General features: G+C 67.1%; 19 protein-coding genes. 3 read left to right on the top strand and 16 right to left on the bottom strand.

Features of this window, described 5'->3' with window-relative positions; genetic code table 11:
- Nucleotides 1–135: 135 nt before the first annotated feature.
- On the bottom strand, nt 136–690 hold the full coding sequence (locus N1F91_RS22775) for a DUF177 domain-containing protein (RefSeq protein WP_289995630.1): 555 nt from the start codon (nt 688–690) through the stop codon (nt 136–138).
- Between the two features lie 19 nt (nt 691–709).
- On the bottom strand, nt 710–1,249 hold the full coding sequence (locus tag N1F91_RS22770) for a ubiquinol-cytochrome C chaperone family protein (RefSeq protein ID WP_289995629.1): 540 nt from the start codon (nt 1,247–1,249) through the stop codon (nt 710–712).
- Between the two features lie 144 nt (nt 1,250–1,393).
- Here N1F91_RS22770 and N1F91_RS22765 point away from each other — a divergent pair, with 144 nt between their 5' ends.
- On the top strand, nt 1,394–1,882 hold the full coding sequence (locus N1F91_RS22765) for an outer membrane protein assembly factor BamE (protein ID WP_289995632.1): 489 nt from the start codon (nt 1,394–1,396) through the stop codon (nt 1,880–1,882).
- A gap of 107 nt (nt 1,883–1,989) precedes the next feature.
- Here the strand turns inward: N1F91_RS22765 and N1F91_RS22760 are convergent, their stop codons facing one another.
- From N1F91_RS22760 to N1F91_RS22720, 9 genes are all read right to left on the bottom strand, one after another.
- Entirely contained in the window at nt 1,990–4,131 is a 2,142-nt protein-coding gene (locus tag N1F91_RS22760) for a sodium-translocating pyrophosphatase (protein WP_289995628.1), read from the bottom strand.
- Nucleotides 4,132–4,401: 270 nt separating this feature from the next.
- The gene (locus N1F91_RS22755; RefSeq protein WP_289995627.1) at nt 4,402–5,625 is read right to left on the bottom strand and encodes an MFS transporter; all 1,224 of its coding nucleotides are present in this window, start codon (nt 5,623–5,625) and stop codon (nt 4,402–4,404) included.
- Nucleotides 5,622–6,122 carry a transcription antitermination factor NusB gene (gene nusB, locus N1F91_RS22750; RefSeq protein WP_289995626.1) on the bottom strand — a complete coding sequence of 167 codons (501 nt, stop codon included), beginning with the start codon at nt 6,120–6,122 and terminating at the stop codon, nt 5,622–5,624. Before nusB ends, N1F91_RS22755 begins: the two co-directional genes overlap by 4 nt.
- Nucleotides 6,123–6,125: 3 nt before the next feature.
- Nucleotides 6,126–6,614 carry a 6,7-dimethyl-8-ribityllumazine synthase gene (gene ribH, locus N1F91_RS22745; protein WP_289995625.1) on the bottom strand — a complete coding sequence of 163 codons (489 nt, stop codon included), beginning with the start codon at nt 6,612–6,614 and terminating at the stop codon, nt 6,126–6,128.
- Nucleotides 6,615–6,704: 90 nt separating this feature from the next.
- A complete protein-coding gene (locus N1F91_RS22740) occupies nt 6,705–7,529 on the bottom strand; it encodes an endonuclease/exonuclease/phosphatase family protein (protein ID WP_289995624.1) in 825 nt (274 codons plus the stop codon).
- A 47-nt stretch (nt 7,530–7,576) separates the two neighbouring features.
- Complete coding sequence (locus N1F91_RS22735) at nt 7,577–8,194, bottom strand: riboflavin synthase (RefSeq protein WP_289995623.1); 618 nt, start codon at nt 8,192–8,194, stop codon at nt 7,577–7,579.
- Between the two features lies 1 nt (nt 8,195).
- Nucleotides 8,196–9,284 carry a bifunctional diaminohydroxyphosphoribosylaminopyrimidine deaminase/5-amino-6-(5-phosphoribosylamino)uracil reductase RibD gene (gene ribD / locus N1F91_RS22730; protein WP_289995622.1) on the bottom strand — a complete coding sequence of 363 codons (1,089 nt, stop codon included), beginning with the start codon at nt 9,282–9,284 and terminating at the stop codon, nt 8,196–8,198.
- A gap of 58 nt (nt 9,285–9,342) precedes the next feature.
- Nucleotides 9,343–9,798: a transcriptional regulator NrdR gene (gene nrdR, locus N1F91_RS22725; protein WP_289995620.1), complete on the bottom strand. Its 456-nt coding sequence runs from the start codon at nt 9,796–9,798 to the stop codon at nt 9,343–9,345.
- A gap of 247 nt (nt 9,799–10,045) precedes the next feature.
- Nucleotides 10,046–11,677 (bottom strand): ABC transporter substrate-binding protein, encoded by a 1,632-nt coding sequence (locus N1F91_RS22720; protein ID WP_289995619.1) that lies wholly within the window; start codon nt 11,675–11,677, stop codon nt 10,046–10,048.
- Nucleotides 11,678–11,760: 83 nt separating this feature from the next.
- Here N1F91_RS22720 and N1F91_RS22715 point away from each other — a divergent pair, with 83 nt between their 5' ends.
- Nucleotides 11,761–12,657, top strand: coding sequence for a LysR family transcriptional regulator (locus N1F91_RS22715; RefSeq protein ID WP_289995618.1), 897 nt, complete (start codon nt 11,761–11,763; stop codon nt 12,655–12,657).
- Nucleotides 12,658–12,687: 30 nt separating this feature from the next.
- On the opposite strand, the gene N1F91_RS22710 is transcribed toward N1F91_RS22715, so the two are convergent.
- The 4 genes from N1F91_RS22710 to glyA all read right to left on the bottom strand — a co-directional run bounded on the left by N1F91_RS22710 (nt 12,688) and on the right by glyA (nt 17,784).
- Nucleotides 12,688–13,584 (bottom strand): phytanoyl-CoA dioxygenase family protein, encoded by an 897-nt coding sequence (locus tag N1F91_RS22710; protein ID WP_289995617.1) that lies wholly within the window; start codon nt 13,582–13,584, stop codon nt 12,688–12,690.
- Nucleotides 13,585–14,009: 425 nt separating this feature from the next.
- A complete protein-coding gene (locus N1F91_RS22705) occupies nt 14,010–15,893 on the bottom strand; it encodes a PQQ-binding-like beta-propeller repeat protein (RefSeq protein WP_289995616.1) in 1,884 nt (627 codons plus the stop codon).
- Complete coding sequence (locus N1F91_RS22700) at nt 15,893–16,243, bottom strand: hypothetical protein (protein WP_289995615.1); 351 nt, start codon at nt 16,241–16,243, stop codon at nt 15,893–15,895. The genes N1F91_RS22705 and N1F91_RS22700 overlap by 1 nt, the downstream gene beginning before the upstream one ends.
- Nucleotides 16,244–16,470: 227 nt before the next feature.
- Nucleotides 16,471–17,784 (bottom strand): serine hydroxymethyltransferase, encoded by a 1,314-nt coding sequence (gene glyA, locus N1F91_RS22695; RefSeq protein WP_289995614.1) that lies wholly within the window; start codon nt 17,782–17,784, stop codon nt 16,471–16,473.
- Nucleotides 17,785–18,040: 256 nt separating this feature from the next.
- Here glyA and N1F91_RS31170 point away from each other — a divergent pair, with 256 nt between their 5' ends.
- Entirely contained in the window at nt 18,041–21,919 is a 3,879-nt protein-coding gene (locus tag N1F91_RS31170) for a RhtX/FptX family siderophore transporter (protein ID WP_354670557.1), read from the top strand.
- A gap of 19 nt (nt 21,920–21,938) precedes the next feature.
- On the opposite strand, the gene N1F91_RS22680 is transcribed toward N1F91_RS31170, so the two are convergent.
- Nucleotides 21,939–23,189 (bottom strand): L,D-transpeptidase family protein, encoded by a 1,251-nt coding sequence (locus tag N1F91_RS22680; protein ID WP_289995613.1) that lies wholly within the window; start codon nt 23,187–23,189, stop codon nt 21,939–21,941.
- Nucleotides 23,190–23,363 lie beyond the last annotated feature (174 nt).

The following is a 23,363-nucleotide window of genomic DNA, read 5'->3' as shown; positions in this document are numbered from 1 at the left end:
GGGAATGTCGCGGAAGATCGTGATCAGGGAAGGCATCCGAAAACTCCAAAATAGGAGCCATCCAAAGAATCCAGATCAAACCTCCACGCCAGTCCTATTTCTCAAATGCGATTCCCCTAGTTCCCGGGAGCCCATTCAGCCTTCCGGCTTGAGGGTCCGGAGTTTCGCGAAGGGAGAAACGGACTCTGCCGGTTCATCGTCGGTGGACGTCTCGACGGCGGCCGCGGCCGCGCGGCTCCGCGGATAGGGGTCGATCCCCAGCGCGAAGAATTCTTCGGCCGTCGCGCCGACGTCGATCATGTCGCCGACGAAGAGTTCGGGCGCATCGGGGCCGTCGGGATCGATCAGGATCTCGCCCGACGGATCGGCGACGCGCCTGGCGAGCGACGAGCCCTCGGGAATGTAGATCGCGTCGATCTGTTCGCGGATCGACGAGGCCACCGGCTCGAGCGTCGCCACGCAGGCCTGCAGGATTTCCGCCTCGACATGGCCGGTGACGCGCACGCCACCATTCTTCCAGGGCACCACGAGGAGATCCGCCTGGAGCCGCTCCACCGACAGGAGATCGTGCTCGGCAGCCAGTGCCGCGCGCTGGCTGTCGTCGGCCTCGATCAGCACGGGCATGCCCTTCCGCGGCAGGCGCAGGACGTTCGCTTTCAAGGAGATGGGGCTCTGGGTGCTGCTCGACATGGTCATGGTCGTCCGGCAGTTAATCCGCGCGCGAGGGAAATTCCACCCTGCCCGCGGCGATTTCCTCCGCCGGCTGGGCGGACAGCGCGGAATTCGCCTCCATCACATAGGCTGCGAGCAGCGCCGCCTCCGGCCATTCGGCCGTTTCCGGCAACACGTTGCGGGCAAGCGCCCGGGCAAGGGCCGCGGCATCGCCGGCGTCCAGCGCCTCGCCATAGGCCTGGGCGCGGCCGTAGAACATCTTGGCCAGCTTCTTCATGCGCTTCGGAACGCCCGTGTCGCCGATCCCCAGTTCGCGGAGCGAATGGTCGACGTCGGTGAAGAACTCGTCGGTCAGCTGCTGGGCGATGTCGCGCAGGACCGCCCCGTCGCCGCGGCAGCGGTGAAGGAACAGGAACATGTGCAGCGACAGCATTTCAAAGCGGCCGAGCGGGGAGTCAGGTACGCTCCAGTGCGAATAGAAGGCCGGCTGCCGCGCCGCCGCCACTATTCGTTCGTACAGCCTGTCGACGACATCCTGGTTCGAGGTTCGCCAACGGCCAAAGAGGCGTGAGAGCATGCCGGGGGGTCTCCACGAGCGCCGGTCCCGGGCTTCCGGTTGCATCGGCGAAGAAGCTGGTTTACCGAGTTCGCGGCCCCGCGCAAGCATGACGGCCGCATTTGCATGGAGATGTCGGTGCCCTTTCACGATTTCAAGTCCCGGATGGTCGTTCTGCCGGGTCTCGCGGTTGCCGCCGCGGTCACGCTCTCGGCCTGCAGCACCGATGCGCTGAACCCGCGCGAGACGATCACGCAGGGCTATGTCGCCGACGAACAGGCGCTCGAGCTCGTCCCGGTCGGCTCCAGCCGCGAGCAGGTGCTCCTGGCGCTCGGCACGCCGTCGACGACCGCCACCTTCGACAGCGAAGTGTTCTACTACATCTCCCAGACCCGCGTGCGCCAGGCCGCCTTCATGAATTCGAAGCTCGTCGACCAGCGCATCATGGCGGTCTATTTCGGCAAGGACGGCCGTGTCGAGAACATCGCCAATTACGGCCTGCAGGACGGCAAGGTCTTCGACTTCGTGTCGCGGACGACGCCGACCGGCGGCAAGGACCAGGGCTTCATCGGCCAGCTGCTGTCGGGCGTCGCCGGTGGTGGCGGCGCAGCGGCCTCGCAGGCCGGCCGCATCCTCGGTGGCGGCAGCATGTAACGCGCCCGCCGCGCCCCCAGCCGGGCCGCGGGCTTTCCCATCGCCGACGAAAAAGACCCGCGGGATCGCTCCCGCGGGTCTTTTCGTTCGTCCGGTCGATGGATCGCTCAGTTGTGGGCGAGCACGGCCAGAAGCAGGAGCGCCATGATGTTGGTGATCTTGATCGCCGGGTTCACGGCCGGGCCGGCAGTGTCCTTGTAGGGATCGCCGACCGTATCGCCGGTCACCGATGCCTTGTGGGCATCCGAACCCTTCATGTGCTTGACGCCGTCCTTGTCGACGAAGCCGTCCTCGAAGGACTTCTTGGCATTGTCCCAGGCGCCGCCGCCGGACGTCATCGAGATGGCCACGAAGAGGCCGTTGACGATGACGCCGAGGAGCGATGCGCCGAGCGCCGCGAAGGCCGAGGCCTTGGAGCCGGAGATCAGCAGCACGCCGAAATAGACGACGAGCGGCGCCAGCACCGGCAGCAGCGAGGGGATGATCATCTCCTTGATCGCCGCCTTGGTCAGCATGTCGACGGCACGGGCATAGTCGGGCTTCGACGTGCCCGCCATGATGCCGGCATCGGCCTTGAACTGCCGGCGCACCTCCTCGACGATCGAGCCCGCCGCGCGGCCGACGGCCGTCATCGCGATACCGCCGAAGAGGTAGGGGATGAGACCGCCGAAGATCAGGCCCGCCACGACATAGGGATTGGACAGCGAGAACGACACGTTCTCCATGCCCTGGAAGTAGGTGTAGGTGGCGCTGTTGGCGATGAAGTACTCGAGATCGTAGGAATAGGCCGCAAACAGAACGAGTGCGCCGAGGCCGGCCGAACCGATGGCGTAGCCCTTGGTCACGGCCTTGGTGGTGTTGCCGACAGCGTCGAGCGCGTCGGTCGACTGGCGCACTTCCTTCGGAAGACCCGCCATTTCGGCGATGCCGCCGGCGTTGTCGGTCACGGGGCCGAAGGCGTCGAGCGCCACGATCATGCCGGCGAGGCCGAGCATGGTCGTCACCGCGATGGCGGTGCCGAACAGGCCGGCGAGCTGGAACGTGACGATGATGCCGCCGACGATGACGATCGCGGGAAGCGCCGTCGATTCGAGCGACACGGCCAGGCCCTGGATGACGTTGGTGCCGTGGCCGGTCACCGAAGCCTGGGCGATCGAGTTCACCGGGCGCTTGTTGGTGCCGGTGTAGTACTCGGTGATGACCACGATCAGGCCGGTCACGATCAGGCCGACGATGCCGCAGATGAACAGGTTGGTGCCGGTGATGGCGACACCGCCGCCGACGCCGATGTCGCCCCAGCCGATGGTCAGCGAGGTGGCGGCGCCGAGGCCGATGATCGAGAGCAGGCCGGTGACGATGAGACCCTTGTAGAGGGCGCCCATGATCGAGCCGTTGGAGCCGAGCTTCACGAAGAAGGTGCCGATGATCGAGGTGAGGATGCAGGCACCGCAGATCGCCAGCGGGTAGATCATGACGCTGCCGAGCACGGCGGAACCGCCGAAGAAGATCGCGCCGAGCACCATGGTGGCGACGACGGTCACCGCGTAGGTCTCGAACAGGTCGGCGGCCATGCCGGCGCAGTCGCCGACATTATCGCCGACGTTGTCGGCGATCGTGGCCGGGTTGCGCGGGTCATCCTCCGGAATACCGGCCTCGACCTTGCCGACCAGGTCGCCGCCGACGTCCGCACCTTTGGTGAAGATGCCGCCGCCGAGACGGGCGAAGATGGAGATCAGCGAAGCGCCGAAGCCGAGCGACACCAGCGCGTCGATCACGGCGCGGTCATTCGGGGCAATGCCCATCGGGCCGATCAGGACCCAGTAGTAGACGGCCACGCCGAGCAGTGCGAGGCCGGCGACGAGCATGCCGGTGATGGCGCCCGACTTGAAGGCGATATCCAGGCCGGCAGCGAGGCTGTTGGAGGCTGCCTGGGCGGTGCGCACGTTGGCGCGCACGGACACATGCATGCCGATGAAGCCCGCGGCGCCCGACAGGATCGAGCCGATCAGGAAGCCGATCGCGGCGAGCCCCGACAGGAGCCACCAGGCCAAAAGGAAGACGACGGCGCCGACGATGGCGATGGTGGTGTACTGGCGGGCAAGATAGGCCTGCGCACCCTCGCGGATGGCGCCGGCGATTTCCTGCATGCGTGCGTTGCCCTGATCGGCCGCAAGGACCGATTGCGTCGCCCAGATGGCGTAGACGACCGACAGCACGCCGCAGAGTATGACGACATAGAGCATGGTCATTGCGGAATTCCTCGAATGGTGGCCCGACGAACCCCTCCCCGGGCCTTTGGGTGACCAGACGACGACCGGGAGGACCGGTTCGCGCCCAGCGTCCGGCTTTATCCGGAACGGCCAAGACAACGTCAAGGATTTGTTATGGTTTTGCTCGCCTTTCGCCACATGTGACGCCGTCCCGCGCGGAAGGCGGCGAAGACGGATGGCTTCCCCATGGCCTGGCGATGGCGCGGCACGCGCGTGGACCGCGCCGCCCTGCCGCAAGGTCGGCCGGCGTCAGGCCGGGCGGTGAAGGCTTTCGCGCGACAGGAGCCAGAGCCATCCCAGCGCGCCGAGGCAGAGCGCGATGACCGGGAACATGATCCAGGCCAGCATGTCCCATCCCCAGGCGTTGTAGACCGTCCCCGACATCAGCGAGCCGAAGGCGACCGAGCCGAAAAGCAGGAAATCGTGCAGGCCCAAGACCTTTCCCTTTTCGGCATCGGTGTAGGTCTCCGACACCATGGCCGTCGCGCCGATGAAGCCGAAGTTCCAGCCGACGCCGAGCAGGATCAGCGCGGTCCAGAACTGCCACAAGGCGATCCCGGACAGAGCCACGACGGAGCAGGCGACGAGCAGGAGGAGCCCGGCGGCGACGATCGTCTCCTTGCCGAAGCGGACGATCAGCCTTCCGGTGATGAAGCTCGGCGCGAACATCGCCATGACGTGCCAGGAAATGCCGAGCGCGGCCTCGTCGGGCGTGAAGCCGCAGCCGACCATGGCGATCGGCGCGCCGGTCATCATGAAGCTCATCAGCGCATAGGATCCGATGGCGCAGAGCAGCGCCACCATGAAGCGCGGCTGCGTGAAGATCTCGAAGGTCGAGCGCGCGGGAAGCGCGGATTCGACGACGGGCTTCGCCTGCCTGTCGTGCAGGCGCAGGAAGGAGAGGATCATCGCGCCGATCGCCGCCAGCACGATGATCGCGACGTAGGAACCTGCGAACATCACCGGCGCGAAGAGTTCGCGCGAGAAGATGACCACCTGCGGACCGACGACGGCCATCACGACGCCGCCGGTGAGCACGGTCGAGATCGCCTTGCCCTTGTAGGTCGACGGTGCGTTGTCTGCGGCCGCAAATCGATATTGCTGCACGGATGCGCCGCCGAAGCCGACGATGAGCAGGCCGAGCGCGAACAGCCAGAAGTCGGCGCGAAACAGAGCATAGGCGGCCACCGCGCCGCCGGCGGCGGTCAGAAGCGTGCCGCCGATGAAGCCGTTGCGCTGGCCGAAGCGGCGCACGACGAAGGCCAGCGGCAGGGCGCCGAGCGCGACGCCGATGTTGTAGGCGGTAACCGGCGCGGTCGCGAGCGACTTGTCGGCGTCCAGCAGGTAATGGCCGGCGAGGCCGCCGGTCGAAATCGAGATCGGCGCGGCCGAACCGACGATGGCGCTGGCGCATGCGAGGATGATCGCGGTGCGCCGCGCTTCCCTCTCCCGCCCGGCCAGCCCCTCGGTCACGACGCGTCCTTGCCGCGGCCTTCGCCCCGGATGCGGCGCGAGACGCGGTCGAGCACGGCGTTGACGAGCTTCGGCTCCTCCTCCTCGTAGAAGGCCTTGGCGATGTCGATATATTCGGACACGATCACGGCGACGGGGACATCCTTGCGCTCCATGATCTCGTAGACGCCCGCGCGCAGGATGGCCCGGAGCGTCGAATCGAGGCGCGACAGCGGCCAGTCCTCGGTCAGCGCCTGGCGGATCACCGGGTCGACGACCTTCTGGTTCTCGACCACGCCGGCCAGGATGGCGCGGAACCATTGCGGGTCAGCCTCGCGGTAGAGCGCGCCGTCGATTTCCTTGCCGAGCCGGAAGGACTCGTATTCGGCGGTGATCTCCAGGAGACCGCTGCCGGCGACGTCCATCTGGTAGAGCGCCTGGACGGCAGCCAGCCGCGCGGCGCCGCGCTTGTTGGCCTGTCGCGGGCCGCTCTGGGTCGGCTTTGGATCGGGCGCCACGCGTCAGGCTCCGAACTTGTCGCGCAGCGCGATCATGGTCAGCGCGGCGCGCGCCGCGAATCCGCCCTTGTCGCCCTCGCTGCGGCGGGCCCGCGCCCAGGCCTGCGCCTCGTTTTCGGTCGTCAGGATGCCATTGCCGATCGCCAGCGATTCCGCGACCGCGAGGTCCATCAGCTTGCGGCTGGATTCATTGGCGACGATCTCGAAATGGTAGGTCTCGCCGCGGATCACGGTTCCGAGCGCGACGAAGCCGTCATAGCTCGTGCCGCCCTCCTCCGCGCCATCGAGCGCAAAGGTAATGACGCCGGGAATCTCCAGCGCGCCGGGCACGGTGACGATCTCATAGGTCGCGCCGGCCTCGTCCAGCGCCGCCTTCGCGCCGTCGAGCAGCGCATCGGCGAGATCGTCGTAGAAGCGCGCCTCGATGATGAGAAGATGGTTCTTTCCCTCGGGCCGAAGGAAAGCCGAGCCCTGATGCGTCGTGGATGCCATGTCTGTCTCCGGATCGTCGGTGACTTAGGCCGATCGGCGTCCTGCCGCAAGCCATTTGCGCCCATGCGGGGTGCGACTTCGCGGCATCGGCTAGCCGATGTCGAGCAGCAGCGGGCGATGATCAGAGACTTCCGGGCTCTCGACGACGTCGAAGCGGCGGACGTCGACGTTCGGCGTCACCAGCAGATAGTCCGCGAAGCGGTTCTCCTTGCCATAGAACGAGGTCCGCGTATCGGTGAAGCCGCGCGTCGTGACCAGATCGGTGAGGCCGAGCGTACCGAGGATGGCAAAGGTCTCGCTGCCGGGCAGAAGGTTGAAGTCGCCGCAGACGACGAGCCGTTCTCCCTCGCTCCAGATACGCCGGATCAACCGCACCAGCGCCTGCGCCTGCGCGCGGCGATGCGGCGTGTCGCCCTTGCCGGCCGGCTCGCGAAGCCCGTGCAGATGCACCACGCAGATGGCCTCGCCGGTCGCGTCGTCGAAGAGCCTGACGCCATGGGCGTTGCGCGGCCGCGGATGGGCGCCCCAGCCGTCCGGCGAGAAGGAGCCATGGACGAAGTCGAGCGCCTGCCCGATCACCGGCAGGGAGCGCCGCGTGTAGGTCGCAAGGCCGAACTCCGAGGGATAGGACCTGTCGCCATCCTCCAGCACGCCACTTTGGGCGTGCAGCACGCCGCGCGCGGAGGGGAAAAAGCCCGAATCATGCTGTGGGGTTACGGCCCGAACCTCGTCATGGAGGTTCGCCCGCTGCGGCAGCTCGGCCCCGTCGCCACGATAGGTCAGCCAGCGGATCCCGGCACCGGGGGTCCGGACGACCTCCTGGAGGCAGAGGACGTCCGCGTCCATCGCCGAGAGGAAGGGCAGAAGCGGCTCGAAGACCCGACCGCCCCAGGCATTGAGCGACAGGATTCTCACGTTGCGTCCCTCCCGACGTTAGCCCGGTCGTCGCAGGACGGGCAGTTTCAGGCCGGTTCCCGGTCGGCCTCTGCCAGACGGGCGGCGTAGCGGGCCATGGTGTCGACTTCCAGGTTGACCGCTTCGCCGACCTGCCGCACGCCCCAGGTGGTGACGGACAGCGAGTGCTGGATGAGCAGCACGTCGAAGCGGCGGCCCTCGACCCTGTTGACGGTGAGCGACGTGCCGTCGAGCGCAACGGAGCCCTTCGGCGCGATGAAGCGGGCGAGCTCGGCCGGCGCCTCCAGCGTGAAGCGCACCGCGTCGCCCTCGTCCTTGCGCCCGACGATCGCCGCCTTGCCGTCGGCATGGCCCGAGACGATGTGCCCGCCCAGTTCATCGCCGATCTTCAGCGCGCGTTCGGTGTTGATGCGGGTGCCGACCTGCCAGTCCGACACCGTCGTCAGCCGCAGCGCCTCTTCCCAGGCCTCCACCTCGAACCAGCGCGCATTGGAACCCTCGGGCGGCAGCGTCACCACCGTCAGGCACACGCCCGAGCAGGCGATCGAGGCGCCGATGGCGATGCTCGCGGGATCGTAGGCGGTCTCGATGCGGAACCGCACGCCCTCGTTGAGAGGGCGCTTCTCGGCGACGGTGCCGACGTCGGTGATGATACCCGTGAACATGTCAGGCCCTGTCGTGGATGAACAACCGGTCTTCGCCGAAAGCCTCCGTCGCTGTCAACACGAAGCCCTGTGGCCGCGCATCCGGTGCGATCGGCGACGTCACGTGGCGGGCCGGGTCGATGCCCGCGCCCACCGGCCGGGCGCCGACGAAGAGCGCGATCCGGTCGACAAGTCCCGCCTCCAGGAAGGCCGCCGCCACGCGGGCGCCGCCTTCCACCATGACGCTCTGGATGCCGCGCGCACCGAGATCCTCGAGCAGTTCGGGAAGCGCGATACGCCCTTCGTCGAATTCGCAGGCGAGGAACTCCGCGCCGCTGTCGGCGAGCGCGGGATTGGCCGGTCCCGCCACCAGCAGCGGCACGTCACGCGCGGTGGCGACCAGCTTCAGCCCGGCATGAAGCCTGGAATTCGCGTCCAGCACGATGCGCAGCCGCGACTGGTCCTCCAGCCCCGCCAGCCGGCAGGTCAGTTCCGGATCGTCCTCGATCGCCGTCCCCGCGCCGATCAGGATCGCATGGTGCTCGGCCCGCATGAGGTGCACCTGCGCGCGCGCCTCGGCGGCGGTGATCGCCACCTGGCGCTCGCCGCGCAGGCCGAGCAGCCCGTCGGGCGAGACCGCGAGCTTCAGCGTGACGAAGGGCCGGCGCAGGCTCTTGTGCACGAGATAGGCGGCAAGACCGCGCCGCGCCTCGGCCTCCAGCAGGCCGGTCTCGACCGCGACGCCGGCCGCACGCAGCATGGCGTGGCCCTTGGAGTTTACCCGCTCGTCAGGGTCCACCACCGCCGTCACCACCCGCGCGATGCCGGCGGTGATCAGCGTGCGGGCACAGGGCGGCGTCGCGCCGTGATGGGCGCAGGGCTCGAGCGTGACGTAGGCGGTGGCGCCCTTCGCGAGATCCCCGGCCTCGGCCAGGGCGACAGGTTCCGCATGCGGCCGCCCGCCGAGCGCCGTGACGCCGCGGCCGACGACCATGCCGTCCCGCACGATCAGGCAGCCGACGGAGGGGTTGGTCCCCGTGCGGCCAAGGTTGCGGCGGGCCAGCCGGATCGCGGCGGCCATGAAGCGGAGGTCTTCGTCTGTCGTGCTCATGGAGCCTGCCATAGCGCAGGCCGGTGTCGCGGGGGAAGCGCCAGCAGCGGCCGGCCGATCAGTCCTGCCGGTCCATCTCGCGCAGGAAACCCTCGAAGTCCTCGGCCTTCTGGAAATCCTGGTAGACGGAAGCGAAGCGGACATAGGCCACTTCGTCGATGTTCTTCAGCCCTTCCATGACCAGGCGCCCGATGGTGCTGGACGAAACCTCGCTCTCGCCGGAACTCTCGAGCTGCCGCACGATGCCCGAGATCATCCGCTCGACTCGCTGCGGGTCGATCTGGCGCTTGCGCAACGCCGTCTGCACCGACCGGTCGAGCTTGTCGCGGTCGAAGGGCGTGCGCCGGCCCGACTTCTTCGTCACCACGAGATCGCGCAGCTGAACGCGCTCGAAGGTGGTGAACCGGCCGCCGCAATCCGGGCACACCCGCCGCCGTCGGATCGCCGCGCCATCTTCGGCCGGACGTGAATCCTTCACCTGGGTGTCTTCGGACTGGCAGTAAGGGCAGCGCATGGAAGGCCTGTCGCGTTGGGTTCGGACGCGCAAGGCTTACGGGATTCGGTTGGCGCGTGCAAAGCGACCGTTCGAACCTCCCTTCCCCGCGGCGCGCCCGAAGTCCCCGGCCGATGGCCGAGCGCGGTTTTCGGCACCACGCGGAGAGCCTGGACGTCTAGCGTTTCCAGACCCGTCGGGGGGCCGCTGCCGACGATCGTGGCGATCGCGGATGATTTCCCGCGATCGCCACGAGGTTCTCTCGGCCCTAGGCCGCGAGCCAGGCCTGGGTGAAATCCTGTTCGTAGGCCTGGTGCATCTGGTAGCCGTGCAGCCGCTGGTTCATGTGGCAGAACAGCTTTCGCCAGTAGGGCTGCACGATGATGCCCGAATCCCGCAACCGCGTCTGGAGCTCCTTCATGATCGGCCGACGCTGGTCGGCGTCCGCGATCGAGTTGGCCTTGTCCACGAATGCATCGAACTCGGGATCGGAAAATCCCGTCTCGTTCCAGGCGGTACCCGACTTGTAGGCGAGCGCATAGGTCTGGATGCCGAGCGGACGCGCGTTCCAGTTCGTCGTGGCGAGCGGATACTTCGTCCAGTCGTTCCAGAACGAGCTTTCGGGGATCACCGTGCGCTTCACCTTGAATCCGGCTTCACGCAGCTGCTGCGCGGCGGCATCGGAACTCTCCTTGCGGTAGTCCGCCTCGACCGAGATGATCTCGAACTCGTGCTCGAGCTGCCCAGCCTCGGCCAGCAACGCCATGGCTTTCGCGGTGTCGCGCGCGATCGGCGGCAGTTCAGCGTATTCGGGATGCATCAACCCGACATGGTGGTTGTGCGCGACTTCTCCCTGCCCGTCGATGCCGAGGATCATCACCGACTCGTTGTCGATGGCCAGCTGGATGGCGTTGCGTACGCGCTTGTCGTCATAGGGCTTAGCATTGACGTTCGTGCGCAGCACGATGGTCGCCGCCGTGACGATCTCCGATTTCTTCATCCCCATGTCGTCCAGCCCGCGCACGTCGTAGGATTGGGTCTGGGCGGTGAGGTCGATCTCGCCGGACTCCATGGCCGCGATCGTCGGCCCGGTCTCGGTGCCGTAGTCGGTCCAGTCGACGCCGTCGAGATGGACGTCGCCGCCCCACCAGGACCCATCCGGACGCTTGCGGACCGAGGCACCCACGCCGACGTCGTGTCGGGTGAGTTCGAACGGCCCGGTCCCGACCGGCGCCTGCGACAGCGTCGCCGTGGACGGGTCGAAACCGCGGTGGACGATCAGCGCCGGATAGTCCGTCATGCCCGGGATGATGGAAATGTCGGGCCGCGAAAGCTTGAGCGCGACCGTATGCGTGTCGAGCATCCGGATGGCGCCATCACGCGCCGTCTTCGTGTCCGCATCGATCAGCGTTCCCATGCGGCCGGCCATGGAATTCCCCGCGACGTCCTTTTCACACCAGCGGGAGATGTTGAAGACGACATCCTCGGCGGTGAAGTCATCGCCGTTCGACCACGTCACGCCCTTGCGGACGTGAAGCACGTATTCGGTCGCATCGGCGTTGACCTCCCAGCTCTCGACGAGCATCGGCCGGAAGGTGAAGTCCGGCTTCCAGCGCACCAGCGGCTCGATGAACTGCATGGCGATGTTGCCCATCTGCGATGTCCGGAAGAGGCGCGGATCCTCCAGCGCCATCACCTGCATCGAGACCCGCACGACGCCGCCGCGACGCGGTTCCTGCGCCGCCGCGACCGTCGGCGCCTCCAGCCCCAGAAGTCCGTAGGCTGCCGCCGTGGATGCGCCGAGCGCGCTGGCGGTCGCCAGAAACTCCCGGCGGTTCATGCGGCCCTCGCGCGCCTCCCGCGCATACATGCCGATCGCCGGATGAAGCCTGCGTGTCATTTGGTGTCTCCCTCTGTTGATTTTCCGTTCGAACCGGGCCGACAGTGGGGCGCCCCGCTGCCGGAGCTTCCTGGAGGTCCCCCGTGAACCTGCTTATTGCGATGAAGGTCTATGATCGCGTCTGTACGCTCGGCAGCCTGTCGGCGGCTGCGCGCGACCTCGCCATGTCGACGACGGCGGTGAGCAGGCTGCTGAAGGATCTGGAAGAGGATCTCGGGGTGCGGCTGCTCAACCGCACGACGCGGCGCATGAGCCCCACCGAAGCCGGCCGGGACTATGCCGAGCGCGTCAAGGTGCTCCTGGCGGACGTGGAGGAACTGCAGGACCAGACGCGGCGGCTCGACCGGGGAACCCGCGGCCTCCTGCGCATCTCCTGCTCCAACGTGCTGGCCCACGCGCGGATCACGCGGCTGATCCCGAAGTTTCTCGACGAGAACCCGATGATCTCGATCGAGTTCAACCTGACCTCGCGCTACGTGGTGGGCATCGTGGAAGAGGGATACGACGTCGCCATCCGCTTCGAGGCACAGACCGACTCGGAAATCGTCTCGCGCGGGCTGGGCAAGGTGCGGAACTTCGTCTGCGCTTCGCCCGACTATCTGCGCCGGCGCGGTCGTCCGCGAGACGTCGCCGAACTCGCAGTCCATGATTGCGTGCTGTCGAGTTTCGCAAAGCGGCTGGGGAGCTGGCCCTTCGGCGCCGGCGAGGCAAGAGTGTTCGTACCCGTCAGCGGGCGCGTGTCGACCAACAACATCGAGGCTGCATATCAGATGACGCTCGCGGGCGCGGGGATCGGCTACCTGCCGAGCCTTGTCGTCCGTGAGGCGCTCCAAGACGGCCGGCTCGAAGCGCTGCTCGAACAGCACGGCCCGGTGCCCAGTCCGATCTATGCGCTCTATCCGCACCGGACCTACGTCGCCATGAAAGTGCGGGTCTTCATCGATTTCCTCATGCGCGAACTCTCTCCCGATCTGGATTAGGGGATGCGCCGGCCGGACCGGCGCCCGGCCTCAACCGGCGATCGCCGGCTGGGAAGACGCGGCTTCGTCCGTCCAGCTTTCCCGTGCGTAGAACGGGCCGGGGAACTCCCGCAGCTGCTCGTACTTGCAGATCTCGGGTTCCGGCCCCAGCGGGACCGAACGGCCATCCCGGAAGACCCATTCGCCACGATCGGGCGAATCCTCCGCACGCACGTAGTTGTCGATGAGGAGGATGCGCGGATCGTTCGAGATGTTGGGACCGGACCCGTGGACGGTGAACAGCGTCCAGATCGCGAGATCGCCCGGCTCCATCTCGAGCTGCACGACCTCGGACGGATCTATGCCCGCGGACTTCAGTTCCGCCCCCTGCTCCATCGCCCCCACCATGATGCCGCCGCCGTCTTCCGCGAGGCCAAGGTAACCACGCTTGTGGTGACCGGGGACGACCTTGAGCGCGCCGTTCGAGGCGTCCTGGCGGTTGAGGGCGAGACCGAGATTGAGCGAGTAGCGGTCGAGATTCGCAAACAGCTCGGGACGTTGGCGGAACCTCACGTCCTGATGCATGCGATAGTAGGTGTACTTGCCGCCCGGCGCCTTCCAGTGAAGCTGATTGGCGATCTGCTTGATGTCGGGACCGAGCAGCGGCGCCAGCACCTCGAAGAGTTTCTGCGAGCGGCGGTACTGCTCGAACACCGGATTGATCCAGGAAAACCAGTGCGCCTGCGGAACGGCACGACGACCGCTCCCCGCATCCTCGATCACCTCGAAATAGAGGTTCTTGTCCCGGTAGGTGGCGTGGTGGCGCAGGCCTTCCTCGTAGACCTTCTCGCTCTCGCGACGCAGTTCCGCGACCTCGTCCCCGTTCAGGAACCCCCGAATGACGGCATAGCCGTCCTCTCGAACATCGATGACGTGCCTGGTACCCATGATTGTCCTGCCGCTGCCTGCGCCCATGCTCCGGTGAGCGTCCTCATTTCGTGGAGCAGATTTCTCTGCCTCGACGGGAGGGATGATATCCGGGGAGGAGCAGGACTGAAGCTGCCCAGGCAGGCAACGACCTTCCCGGAAAACGGGATAATCGTCGGCGGGAATCGGAGGATCCCTCGCGGGGGGCCGACGTCCTCTCATCGACCCTGGGTCGCTTCGGACCGGCGCAGGGGCAGCACGTGGAAGGCTGTTCCATGTCTGGAACGCGCTCCCGCATCGCCATTGCAGGGCCGTCGATGGTCGACGCGCGGCACAGAAAGGGAATAGCCGACCCTGGGCAGCGCGTTCGGGTGTTCCCTGTCGCCGACGCGCTGCCCCCGACCGTCACGGGTGGAGGGGCAGCCGGTCAACGATCGATGCTGCGGTCAGTCGCGCAAGCGGTAGGCGACCACCTGGTCGGACACTTCCGGCTTCAGGATCGAGTTCCCGCCGACCGCGAAGACCGCGTAGTCGACGCCCTCATGCGTGAAGACGGCCGGGATGGAGACCGCGGGAGCATCGACCAGATCGGACCAGAGTTCCTCGCCGGTCGCCGCATTGAGCGCCCGGACACGCGAATCGACCGATGCGCCGATGAAGGCGACGCCCCCTGCCGTCACGACCGGTCCGCCCAGCGTCGGCGAGCCCCAGGATTCAAGCCCGTAGAAGCCTTCCAGCTGTGCCCGGCCGAATGGCGTCTCGTAGAGGAGTTCGCCCGTGGCCAGATCATAGGCGGAGAACGTGCCGAAGGGAGGTTCCCAGCAAGGCATGCCGGCCCAGTTGCTCCAGTCGGTGAGGTAGATCCCGTAGGGGGAACCCTCCTGCGGGGAATAGCCCTCCTCGTTGCCGCTCTCGGCCGATTCGAGCTGATCGTACTCGGCCCGGGGGATGAGACGGATCAGCTGCACGATCCGCGACGCGTTGACGTAGAGGATGGCGTTGCGGGGGTCGACCGCGACACCGCCCCAGTTGGTGGCACCGGCGGTGCCGGGAAAGAAGAGCGTGCCCTGTTCGGACGGCGGCGTGTAGATGCCTTCGTAGAGGTATTTCTCCCGGTCCCGCGAGCACTGGCCGAAGCTCACGATGTCGGCGAGCGTCCAGACGTCCGGCAATTCCAGCGCCCCGCCCACCGGTGCCGGCGTCATGGCGAAGGGCTGGGTCGGCGCGGCAACCTCGCCGTCGGCGGTGCTCGGCGGCGTCGGGCGCTCCTCGATCGGGAACAGCGGTTCGCCCGTGCGCCGGTCGAGGACGAAGAGGAACCCCTGCTTGGTGGCCTGGACGAGCGCCGGGATGGTCTCGCCGTCGCGCTCGATGTCGACGAGCGAGGGGGCAGACGGTGTGTCGTAGTCCCAGATGTCGTGGTGGACGTGCTGGAAGCTCCAGACGATCTCGCCGGTCTCGATGTCGATGGCGCTCACCGACGTGGCGCGCGGCATCGGGTCGGTGCGATCGCCGCCCCAGTAGTTGGGGCTCGGCGAGGAAACCGGCGCGAAGACGAGGCCGAGATCCGCATCGGCGGTCATTGCCGTCCAGATGTTGGCGGTTCCCGTGCGCGGGATCATCTCCTCCGGGACGAAGCCGGTATCCCACAGCAACTCGCCGGAGCGCGCGTCGATCGCCAGCAGGTTGCCGGGCGGCGCGACGCTGTAGGCCCAGTCCTTGCCGGCCCAGCCGAGCAGTAGCGTGTCGCCCACCACGAGCGGCGGCTGCAGCAGCGAAAACGGGAAGACGTCGTTGACCTCGTTCCACTGGTTGACGTTCAGCACGCCGCCATCGGCGAAGTCGGCGCAGCGCAGGCCCGTGTCGGCATCGACCGCATGCAGCTCGGCGTCCATGGTGCCCAGGAACACGCGTTTTTCGCAGACCCCGTCGAGCCCGCTTTCCCAGTAGGCGACGCCGCGGTTCTTGAGCGCCGGCTGGGTCAGGGCCTCCAGCCGCGATTCGCTGTCATAGGCCCAGCGCTCCGCTCCGGTGGCGGGATCGAGCGCGACGATCCGATAGAAGGGCGTGCCGAGATACAAGGTCCCGTTGGCGTAGACCGGCGTCGCCGACCAGACCGTCTCCGGAAGATCTCCCGTCCCGTCCGACACGTCGCCGGTGCGGTACTCCCACGCCCGCTCCAGATCGCCCACCGTCTCCGGCGTGAAGCTCTCGACTTTCGAGAACTTGGTGGAGGCGAGATCGCCGTGGAATGCTGTCCACTCGGCCTGCTGGGCGAAAGCTGGAACGGTCCACACGAGAAGCGGGACGAGCAATGGGTTGAAACGCATCAGGCGGTCCTCCGCAGACGATGGTCGAGGGATCGCGCAACGACATGCCCGAGCAGCGCCAGCACCATGGCGATCGCCAGGGCGAACTGCATCAGGAAGTAGGCGGCAACCGCGGTGAGGCTTGCTGCGAGGATGATGAGAACGGTCAACCCGGTCCGGACGCGGGCGCTGTGCGGCTGCGACATGGCGGCGGCGATGCCGGCCGTCGTCGCGACGGTGCCGATCAGAGCCAGAAGCGCGCCGATCGAACCGTCGACGCCGGTGTTGCCGAGCGGCCCGAAATAGGCGGTGATGGCCAGGAGAAGGCCGATGGCGGAAAAGAACAGGCCGGCAAGATGGAGAATGCGCATACCGCCGAACGGTCGCGTGCCGAAATTGTTCCAGAGCGGAAGAGGAAACCGCGAGGCGGCGGAGGCTCGCACCCCCGCCGCGGTTCAATCCGTCGCGGCGCAGTCCCGATCCGTGGCCTGGCGCATGCCGAAGCCCGGCAAGCGCGTCTGCCGGAGCTTGCGGCAATCCGAGGGTCGTTCCGGTCGAAGCGGGGCGGCATCCCGGCAGGAAAGCCGCCCTGCGTCGCTCAATCCATGAAGGGATAGAGCGGGAACCGGTCGGTCAGCGCGATGACGCGGGCCTTGACGGAGGCTTCCACCGCAGCGTTGCCCTCGTCGGAATTGGCAGCCTTCAGCCCGTCCATGACCTCGGCGATCAGCTGGCCGATCTCGCGGAACTCGGCCTGGCCGAAGCCGCGGGTGGTGCCGGCCGGCGTTCCGAGACGGATGCCGGAGGTGACGAAGGGCTTCTCCGGATCGAAGGGAATGCCGTTCTTGTTGCAGGTGATGTTGGCGCGGCCGAGCGCCGTCTCCGCCCGCTTGCCGGTGGCGTTCTTCGGACGCAGGTCGACCAGCATCGAGTGGTTGTCGGTACCGCCCGAGACGATGTCGAGGCCGGTCTCCTGAAGGCTCGCCGCCAGCGTGCGGGCGTTGGCGACGACGTCGTGCGCGTAGGTCTTGAAGTCGGGACGCAGCGCCTCGCCGAAGGCCACCGCCTTGGCGGCGATGACATGCATCAGCGGTCCGCCCTGGAGGCCCGGGAACACCGCTGAATTGACCTTCTTGGCGATGTCCTCGTGGTTGGTGAGGATCAGGCCGCCGCGCGGGCCGCGCAGCGACTTGTGCGTGGTGGAGGTGACGACATGGGCATGCGGCAGCGGCGAGGGATGCGCGCCGCCGGCGACGAGGCCGGCGATGTGGGCCATGTCGACCATGAAGATCGCGCCGACCGCGTCGGCGATCTCGCGAAAGCGCTTCCAGTCCCAGATGCGCGAATAGGCCGTGCCGCCGCCGATGATGAGCTTCGGCTTGTGCTCGTGCGCGAGGCGCTCGACCTCCTCCATGTCGATCTGGTGGTCGTCGCGGCGCACGCCGTAGGAAACGACGTTGAACCACTTGCCCGACATGTTGACCGGCGAACCGTGCGTCAGGTGCCCGCCCGAGTTCAGGTCGAGGCCCATGAAGGTGTCTCCAGGCTGCAGCATCGCCAGGAAGACCGCCTGGTTCATCTGCGAGCCCGAATTCGGCTGGACGTTGGCGAAACCGCAGTCGAACAGCTTCTTCGCCCGCTCGATGGCGAGCGTCTCGGCAATGTCGACGAACTGGCAGCCGCCGTAATAGCGCTTGCCCGGATAGCCCTCGGCATACTTGTTCGTCATCACCGAGCCCTGCGCCTCGAGAACGGCGCGGCTGACGATATTTTCCGAAGCGATCAGCTCGATCTCGTGGCGCTGCCGACCGAGTTCCTTGCCGATGGCGCCGAAGATTTCCGGATCGGCCTCTTCCAGCGGCAGGTTGAAGGGGTTCTCCTCGAACGTCTTGGCGGCGGTCGCGGTGGCCATGGGCATCCTTCCTCGGATGGTGGTTGCAGTTGCGGGCGCAATATCACATCGCAGATGGCGGTGCCACGCCGTGGACTGCGAAACCGGCTGTCGCGAATGCGGCAGATTTGCAACGCGCCGGCGACGGCATCGGCGACGAGGCAAAAACGTCCCCATCATATCTTGACTCGATATGTCATGTTCTACATGTGGGCGCCACGGAAGCCAGACCGCGCGTCGAGCCACCACGAAATCCGTTCCAGCACGTGGGGGCACGATGCGCAGGCTCATCCTGGCTTTTTCCATCTCGACCATTCTCGTACCCGCCTCGGCGATCGCGCAGGAAGCGGCTGCCGACGGCGAAGCGACGGAACTCGAACGGCTGGTGATCGCGGCCGGCCGCGCCGAACGGTCGGTCTCGACCGTGGCACAGTCGGTGATCGTGCTCGAGCGCGACGAGATCGAGGCGGCGATGCGGATCTCGCCGAATGCGGCCGACCTCATCGCCCGCATCGTGCCGGGCTACGCGCCCAGCACCCAGACCATCTCGGGCGCTTCGGAGACGTTCCGCGGCCGCAACGTTCTGATCATGGTCGACGGCGTGCCCCGCAACACGCCGCTGCGCGACGTCTCGCGCATCCTGTCGATGATCGACCTCGCCAGCGTCGAGCGCATCGAGGTGGTGAACGGCGCGTCGAGCCTCTATGGCGCGGGCGCGACCGGCGGCACGATCAACTTCATCACCCGGCGGGGCGACAGTGAGAAGCCGAAAGTGACGGTGCGCACCGCCGCGAAGGCCTTCAGCGCCGACATCGCGGAATCGGCAGCCCCCGAGACGAGCGTCACCGTCAGCGGCAAGACCGGCAGGGTCGACTACTTCTTCGCCGCCACCGGCGACCTCTCGCGCCTGACCTATGACGGACGCGGCAACGAGATGGCGTCCGATGCGATGCTCGGACAGGGCGGCGGCGACCGCACCGGCTCGGCCAACCTCTTCGGCGTCGTCGGCTACGAGGTCGACCAGCGCCGCTTCGAGGTCAGCGCCGACTGGACCTATGCCCGCCAGAAGCCCGATTGGTTCACCGACTACACCACCGATCCGGTCTCGCCGGACTACTCCGCCCGCTATACGGGCGAGCCGCTGGTGGAGGATTCCAGATACGTCACGGCCAAGTACACCGATGCGGCCTTCGCGCTCGGAGGGCTTGAGGTGAAGGCCTTCTACAACCAGGTCTTCAAGCAGTCGCCGTTCACGACGCTGTCGGCGGTGAACTCGATCGTCTACTATTCCGGCGATCCGCTGAACCCGACGGCGAGCTACAACCAGTCGGCCCTGTCGAGCGACCGGACCGGTCTCAGCGCGACCGTCGAGACGCCGATGGATGCGCTGCGCGACGGCGCGACGCTGACCTGGGGGGTCGACTACGCCTATGACCAGACCCGCCAGCAGCTGACCAACGGCTGGGAGGTGATCTCGCCGATGAGCCAGCACTCGCTGGCCGGCTTCGCGCAGGCCGAGCTTCCGGTCACCGACCGGCTGCGCCTGCAGGGGGGCCTGCGCTACGAGCAGTTCTGGCTGACGGTCGACGACTTCACGCGGCCCGCCGCGGTGCAGTATCCGGCGACCTCGCTCGCCTATCTCTATCCGGCGATCAGCGTCCTCGGCGGCACGTTCGACTACAACGCCCTCACCTTCAATGCGGGCGCCGTGTTCGACGTCAACGACCATCTGCAGCTCACCGGCAATTTCTCGCAGGGCTACACCATCACCGACATCGGCGCCTTCACCCGCCGCGCCGGCGTGAACACGCGGGCCGAGATCTGCGACGCCTACGGCGCGCTGGCCTCCGTCTACGGCTGCTCGGGCACGCCCGACTACACGATCAGCTATGCCGACATCGCGCCGCGGCCGCAGCTCGTCAACACCTACGAGGCCGGCCTGCGGGGCGACTGGGGTGACATCCGCTCGACCTTCTCCGCCTATGTCTCGACCTCCGACGACGGCGTGAACTACGACGTCGCCGCAAACCGCGTCAGCCAGCAGAAGGAGCGGATCTGGGGCGTGGAGATGACCGGCGCGATCGACGTCAGCGAGACGGTCACGCTGGGCGGTCTCGTCGCCTACCAGGAAGGCAAGTACGACGCCGACCAGGACGGCACGATCGAGGAGGACGAATACCTGCCGAACAACCGCATCCCCTCGACGTTCAAGGGCCTCGTCTATCTCGACGCGACCTTCGGCGACGGGTTGACCGGGCGCGGAGAAGTCGAGTTCTTCAGCGGTCGCGACAAGACCCAGCAGGAACTTTCCGGCACGGCGCTGGTCAATTTCGCCGTCACGAAGACCTTCGGCAACGGCAACGAGCTGAGCTTTGCGGTGCGCAACGTCTTCGACACGTTCTACATCAACCCACGGCGTCGGCGACGCGCGGCGCGGACGTGCCCGGGCTCGGGCGCACCTTCCTCGCCGCATACACCCATACGTTCTGAGGCCGGCGATGACCGTGAGGCTCGACAGGACGCAAGGCGGGCTCGGGCTCCTCGTGGAAGAGCCCCGCCTTGGCGACGATCCGGAGCGATACCTGGAGGGGCTGGAGGCGATCGGCGCGCGGGAGGAACCTTTCGTGCTCCTCATCTCGATCACGATTCCCCTCGAGCTTCCGCACCCCCTCAGGAAGGCGCAGAACCTCTGGTTCAAGGCCACCCGGCAGCGTCTGAACGGTCTCTGCCGCGCCTGTGCAATCGTGCGGCTCCAGCCGACCGAGGACATGCAGAAGGCGTTTCAGGGGCTGTGGACCTTTCCGGTCAAGGTGACGGCAAGCCTCGCCGAGGCGCAAGCCTTCCTTGCGTCGCACGACCGGCCCGCGGAAGCCACGGACGGAGACGGAAGCAGATGACGACGACCGCGGCTGCGGCCGCCGCTGCCGGGCGCGGCGAGAGGCTGAGGCTCTTTGCCGTCCTCGCCGGCCTCTATCTCGCGCAGGGCATCCCGACCTACCTCATCGCGGCGGCCCTGCCCCCTGTGCTGCGCGAGCACGGCGTCTCGCGCACGTCCATCGGGCTGCTGTCGCTGCTCATGCTGCCGCTTGTGATCAAGTTCGCCTGGGCGCCGCTCGTCGACCGGTTCCCGCTGATGCGGATCGGCCACCGCCGCGGCTGGATCATCCCGACACAGATCGCCACCGCGGCGGGCATTGCTGCCCTCGCCTTCGTCGAGCCGACCGACATCGTCGCGATCTTCGTGATCTGCTTCGTGATCAGCCTGGCCATGTCGACGCAGGACATCGCCACCGACGGCTATGCCACGTCCAGGCTTGCAGCGGCCGACCGGGGCATCGGAAACGCCATCCAGGGCGGTTCGGTCGCCTTCGGCGTCGTCGTCGGCGGAACGCTCTCCCTCGTCCTGTTCGAACACATCGGCTGGCGCTCCACCATGCTGCTCGTCGCGGCCATGTCGGCGCTGCCGCTTGCCGCGACCCTGTTCATGGATGGCGACGAGGTGGCTCCGGCGCCCCCGAAGCCGCCGCGCCTGCGCGCCTTCTTCGCCCGGCCCGAGGCGGTGCGCGTCCTGATGATCGCTCTCGTCTACCGGCTGTCGGAAGGGCCGGTGAAGGCGATGGAAGGTCCCTACCTGGTGGATGCCGGGCTGCCGCTGTCGTGGATCGGCTATCTGAGCGGCGGAGCGGCGGCGACTGCGGGCCTGGCCGGTTCGGTCGCGGCGGCCTGGCTCCTGCGCGAGCGCGGAACGGCGGCGACGCTGGTGCTGCTCGGCGGGCTGCGCACGGTGTGCTTCCTCGCCTTCGGCATGCATGCGCTCGACGTCTGGAGCGGCATGTGGGTGGTGATGTCGGCGGCCGCCTTCCAGACCTTCATTCGCTACATGGAGATCGTCGCGCTCTATTCGCTCTTCATGGCCGTCTCGTCGAAGGAGCAGCCCGGCACCGACTTCACGATCCTGTCCTGCGGGCAACTGGTCGTCTATCTCGCCGGCACGTCGATGGCCGGAATCCTGGCCGATGCATTCGGCTACGCCGCCGTCTTCCTGGGGGCTGCGGCAGGCTCGCTGCTGGCCGTCGCCGTCACTGCGGCGATCCTGCGCGGAACGGCGTCGCCGCCTTCGAACGCGAAAGGCCGCCCCGAGGGAAGGCCATCGTAACGCGCATTGTGCCGGGCGCTCAGAGGGCGGCGGAGATCATCAGCTCGTCGACCCCGTCGCGGCCATAGATGTCGTTGCGGAAATGCACGACGCGGTCGCCGGTCGACCAGGCGGAGACATAGGTGAAGTAGACCGGCACGGGCGCGGTCAGCGCCACCGGCGTGCTCTCGCCGCTCTTGATCGACTGCTCGAAGCGCTGGCGATCCCAGCCCGGCGTGTCGCGCAGCAGCCAGGTCACCAGGTCGCGGACGTTCTGGACGCGCACGCAGCCGGACGAATGGAAGCGCTCGATCTGGTTGAACAGGCTCTGCTGCGGCGTGTCATGCATGTAGACGGCATGCGGATTGGGGAAGTTGATCTTCACCGAGGCCATGGCGTTGATCTTGCCCGGATCCTGGCGGAAATGCAGCTTGGCCGCCTCTTCCGTGTTCCAGTCGATGCTCATCGGATCGACCTCGCCCTGCGGGCCGAGGATGCGGATGTTGTTCTCCGTCAGATAGTTCGGGTTCTTGCGCATCAGCGGAATGATGTCCTTGCGGACGATCGATTCGGGCGCGTTCCAGAACGGGTTGACGATGACCTCGTTGATCTTGGAATTGAGGATCGGCGTCTGGCGGTCGATCTTGCCGACGATGGCGGTGTGGCGCAACACGACGCGGCCGGCCTCGACGGCCTCGATCTGCGCGGCCGGGATGTTGACCATCACGTAGCGGTCGCCGAGGAAGCCAGACATGGCGCGAAGGCGCACGAGATTGGTGTCGAGCTGGCCGAGGCGCACCGGAGCCGAGACGTTCATAGCAGCGTAGGAGTACTCGCCCATGACGCCGTCGGACGGCAGCCCGTGGCGAAGCTGGAAGCGCTTGACGGCGGCATCGACATAGGAATCGAAGGCCGGCGAGATGCCGGCGCTGGTGGACAGGTCGCCCGAGATCATCAACCGGCGACGCAGCGTCTCGACATCCCCGTCGACCACGCCGAGGCGCAGCTTCTTGGACGCCGGAACCGTCGGCCAGCCGCCCTGCGCGACGATGCTGCTGTACTGGCCGATCGCCTGCTCTACATGCGTGACCGTCTCGGCGCTGAAGATCGGCAGGCTGGTCGCCACGCGGCCGCCTTCGGAGGCGCGGGCGTCGAACTGCTCGTCCCAGTTGCCGCGGCGCGGCGACAGGATGAGGTCGCGGATCACGTCCTGCGCCTGGGCCGAGCCGGACGCCAAAGTGGCGGCAACCGCGCCGGCACCGGTCAGAAAGGAACGACGGTCAGTCTTCATCGGGCAAACGGCCTCATTCTGGAACGCGGGAGTCCGCGGCGGACGGGTCTCGACGATAGGCAGGGTCCGTTAAGAAAGCACCAACCATGCCCTGCGACCACGGGAAGCCACAGTCGCACAGCTAGGCTTGACCATCCGAATATGGCCGCAACATGGCTCCTGCCACACACGAAC

This window comes from Aquibium sp. ELW1220, assembly GCF_030398385.1.
Taxonomy (GTDB): Bacteria; Pseudomonadota; Alphaproteobacteria; order Rhizobiales; family Rhizobiaceae; genus Aquibium.
This window is presented reverse-complemented; position numbering and strand designations above follow the sequence as displayed.

Excerpts from the sequence above, each read along its gene's own strand:
- N1F91_RS22770 (WP_289995629.1), bottom strand. The coding sequence starts at position 1,249 with ATGCTCTCACGCCTCTTTGGCCGTTGGCGAACCTCGAACCAGGATGTC.
- N1F91_RS22710 (WP_289995617.1), bottom strand. The coding sequence starts at position 13,584 with ATGGGTACCAGGCACGTCATCGATGTTCGAGAGGACGGCTATGCCGTC.
- ribD (WP_289995622.1), bottom strand. The coding sequence starts at position 9,284 with ATGAGCACGACAGACGAAGACCTCCGCTTCATGGCCGCCGCGATCCGG.
- N1F91_RS22680 (WP_289995613.1), bottom strand. The coding sequence starts at position 23,189 with ATGAAGACTGACCGTCGTTCCTTTCTGACCGGTGCCGGCGCGGTTGCC.
- N1F91_RS31170 (WP_354670557.1), top strand. The coding sequence starts at position 18,041 with ATGCGCAGGCTCATCCTGGCTTTTTCCATCTCGACCATTCTCGTACCC.
- nrdR (WP_289995620.1), bottom strand. The coding sequence starts at position 9,798 with ATGCGCTGCCCTTACTGCCAGTCCGAAGACACCCAGGTGAAGGATTCA.
- glyA (WP_289995614.1), bottom strand. The coding sequence starts at position 17,784 with ATGGCCACCGCGACCGCCGCCAAGACGTTCGAGGAGAACCCCTTCAAC.
- N1F91_RS22775 (WP_289995630.1), bottom strand. The coding sequence starts at position 690 with ATGTCGAGCAGCACCCAGAGCCCCATCTCCTTGAAAGCGAACGTCCTG.
- ribH (WP_289995625.1), bottom strand. The coding sequence starts at position 6,614 with ATGGCATCCACGACGCATCAGGGCTCGGCTTTCCTTCGGCCCGAGGGA.
- N1F91_RS22760 (WP_289995628.1), bottom strand. The coding sequence starts at position 4,131 with ATGACCATGCTCTATGTCGTCATACTCTGCGGCGTGCTGTCGGTCGTC.
- N1F91_RS22765 (WP_289995632.1), top strand. The coding sequence starts at position 1,394 with ATGGTCGTTCTGCCGGGTCTCGCGGTTGCCGCCGCGGTCACGCTCTCG.
- N1F91_RS22705 (WP_289995616.1), bottom strand. The coding sequence starts at position 15,893 with ATGCGTTTCAACCCATTGCTCGTCCCGCTTCTCGTGTGGACCGTTCCA.
- N1F91_RS22700 (WP_289995615.1), bottom strand. The coding sequence starts at position 16,243 with ATGCGCATTCTCCATCTTGCCGGCCTGTTCTTTTCCGCCATCGGCCTT.
- N1F91_RS22720 (WP_289995619.1), bottom strand. The coding sequence starts at position 11,677 with ATGACACGCAGGCTTCATCCGGCGATCGGCATGTATGCGCGGGAGGCG.
- N1F91_RS22735 (WP_289995623.1), bottom strand. The coding sequence starts at position 8,194 with ATGTTCACGGGTATCATCACCGACGTCGGCACCGTCGCCGAGAAGCGC.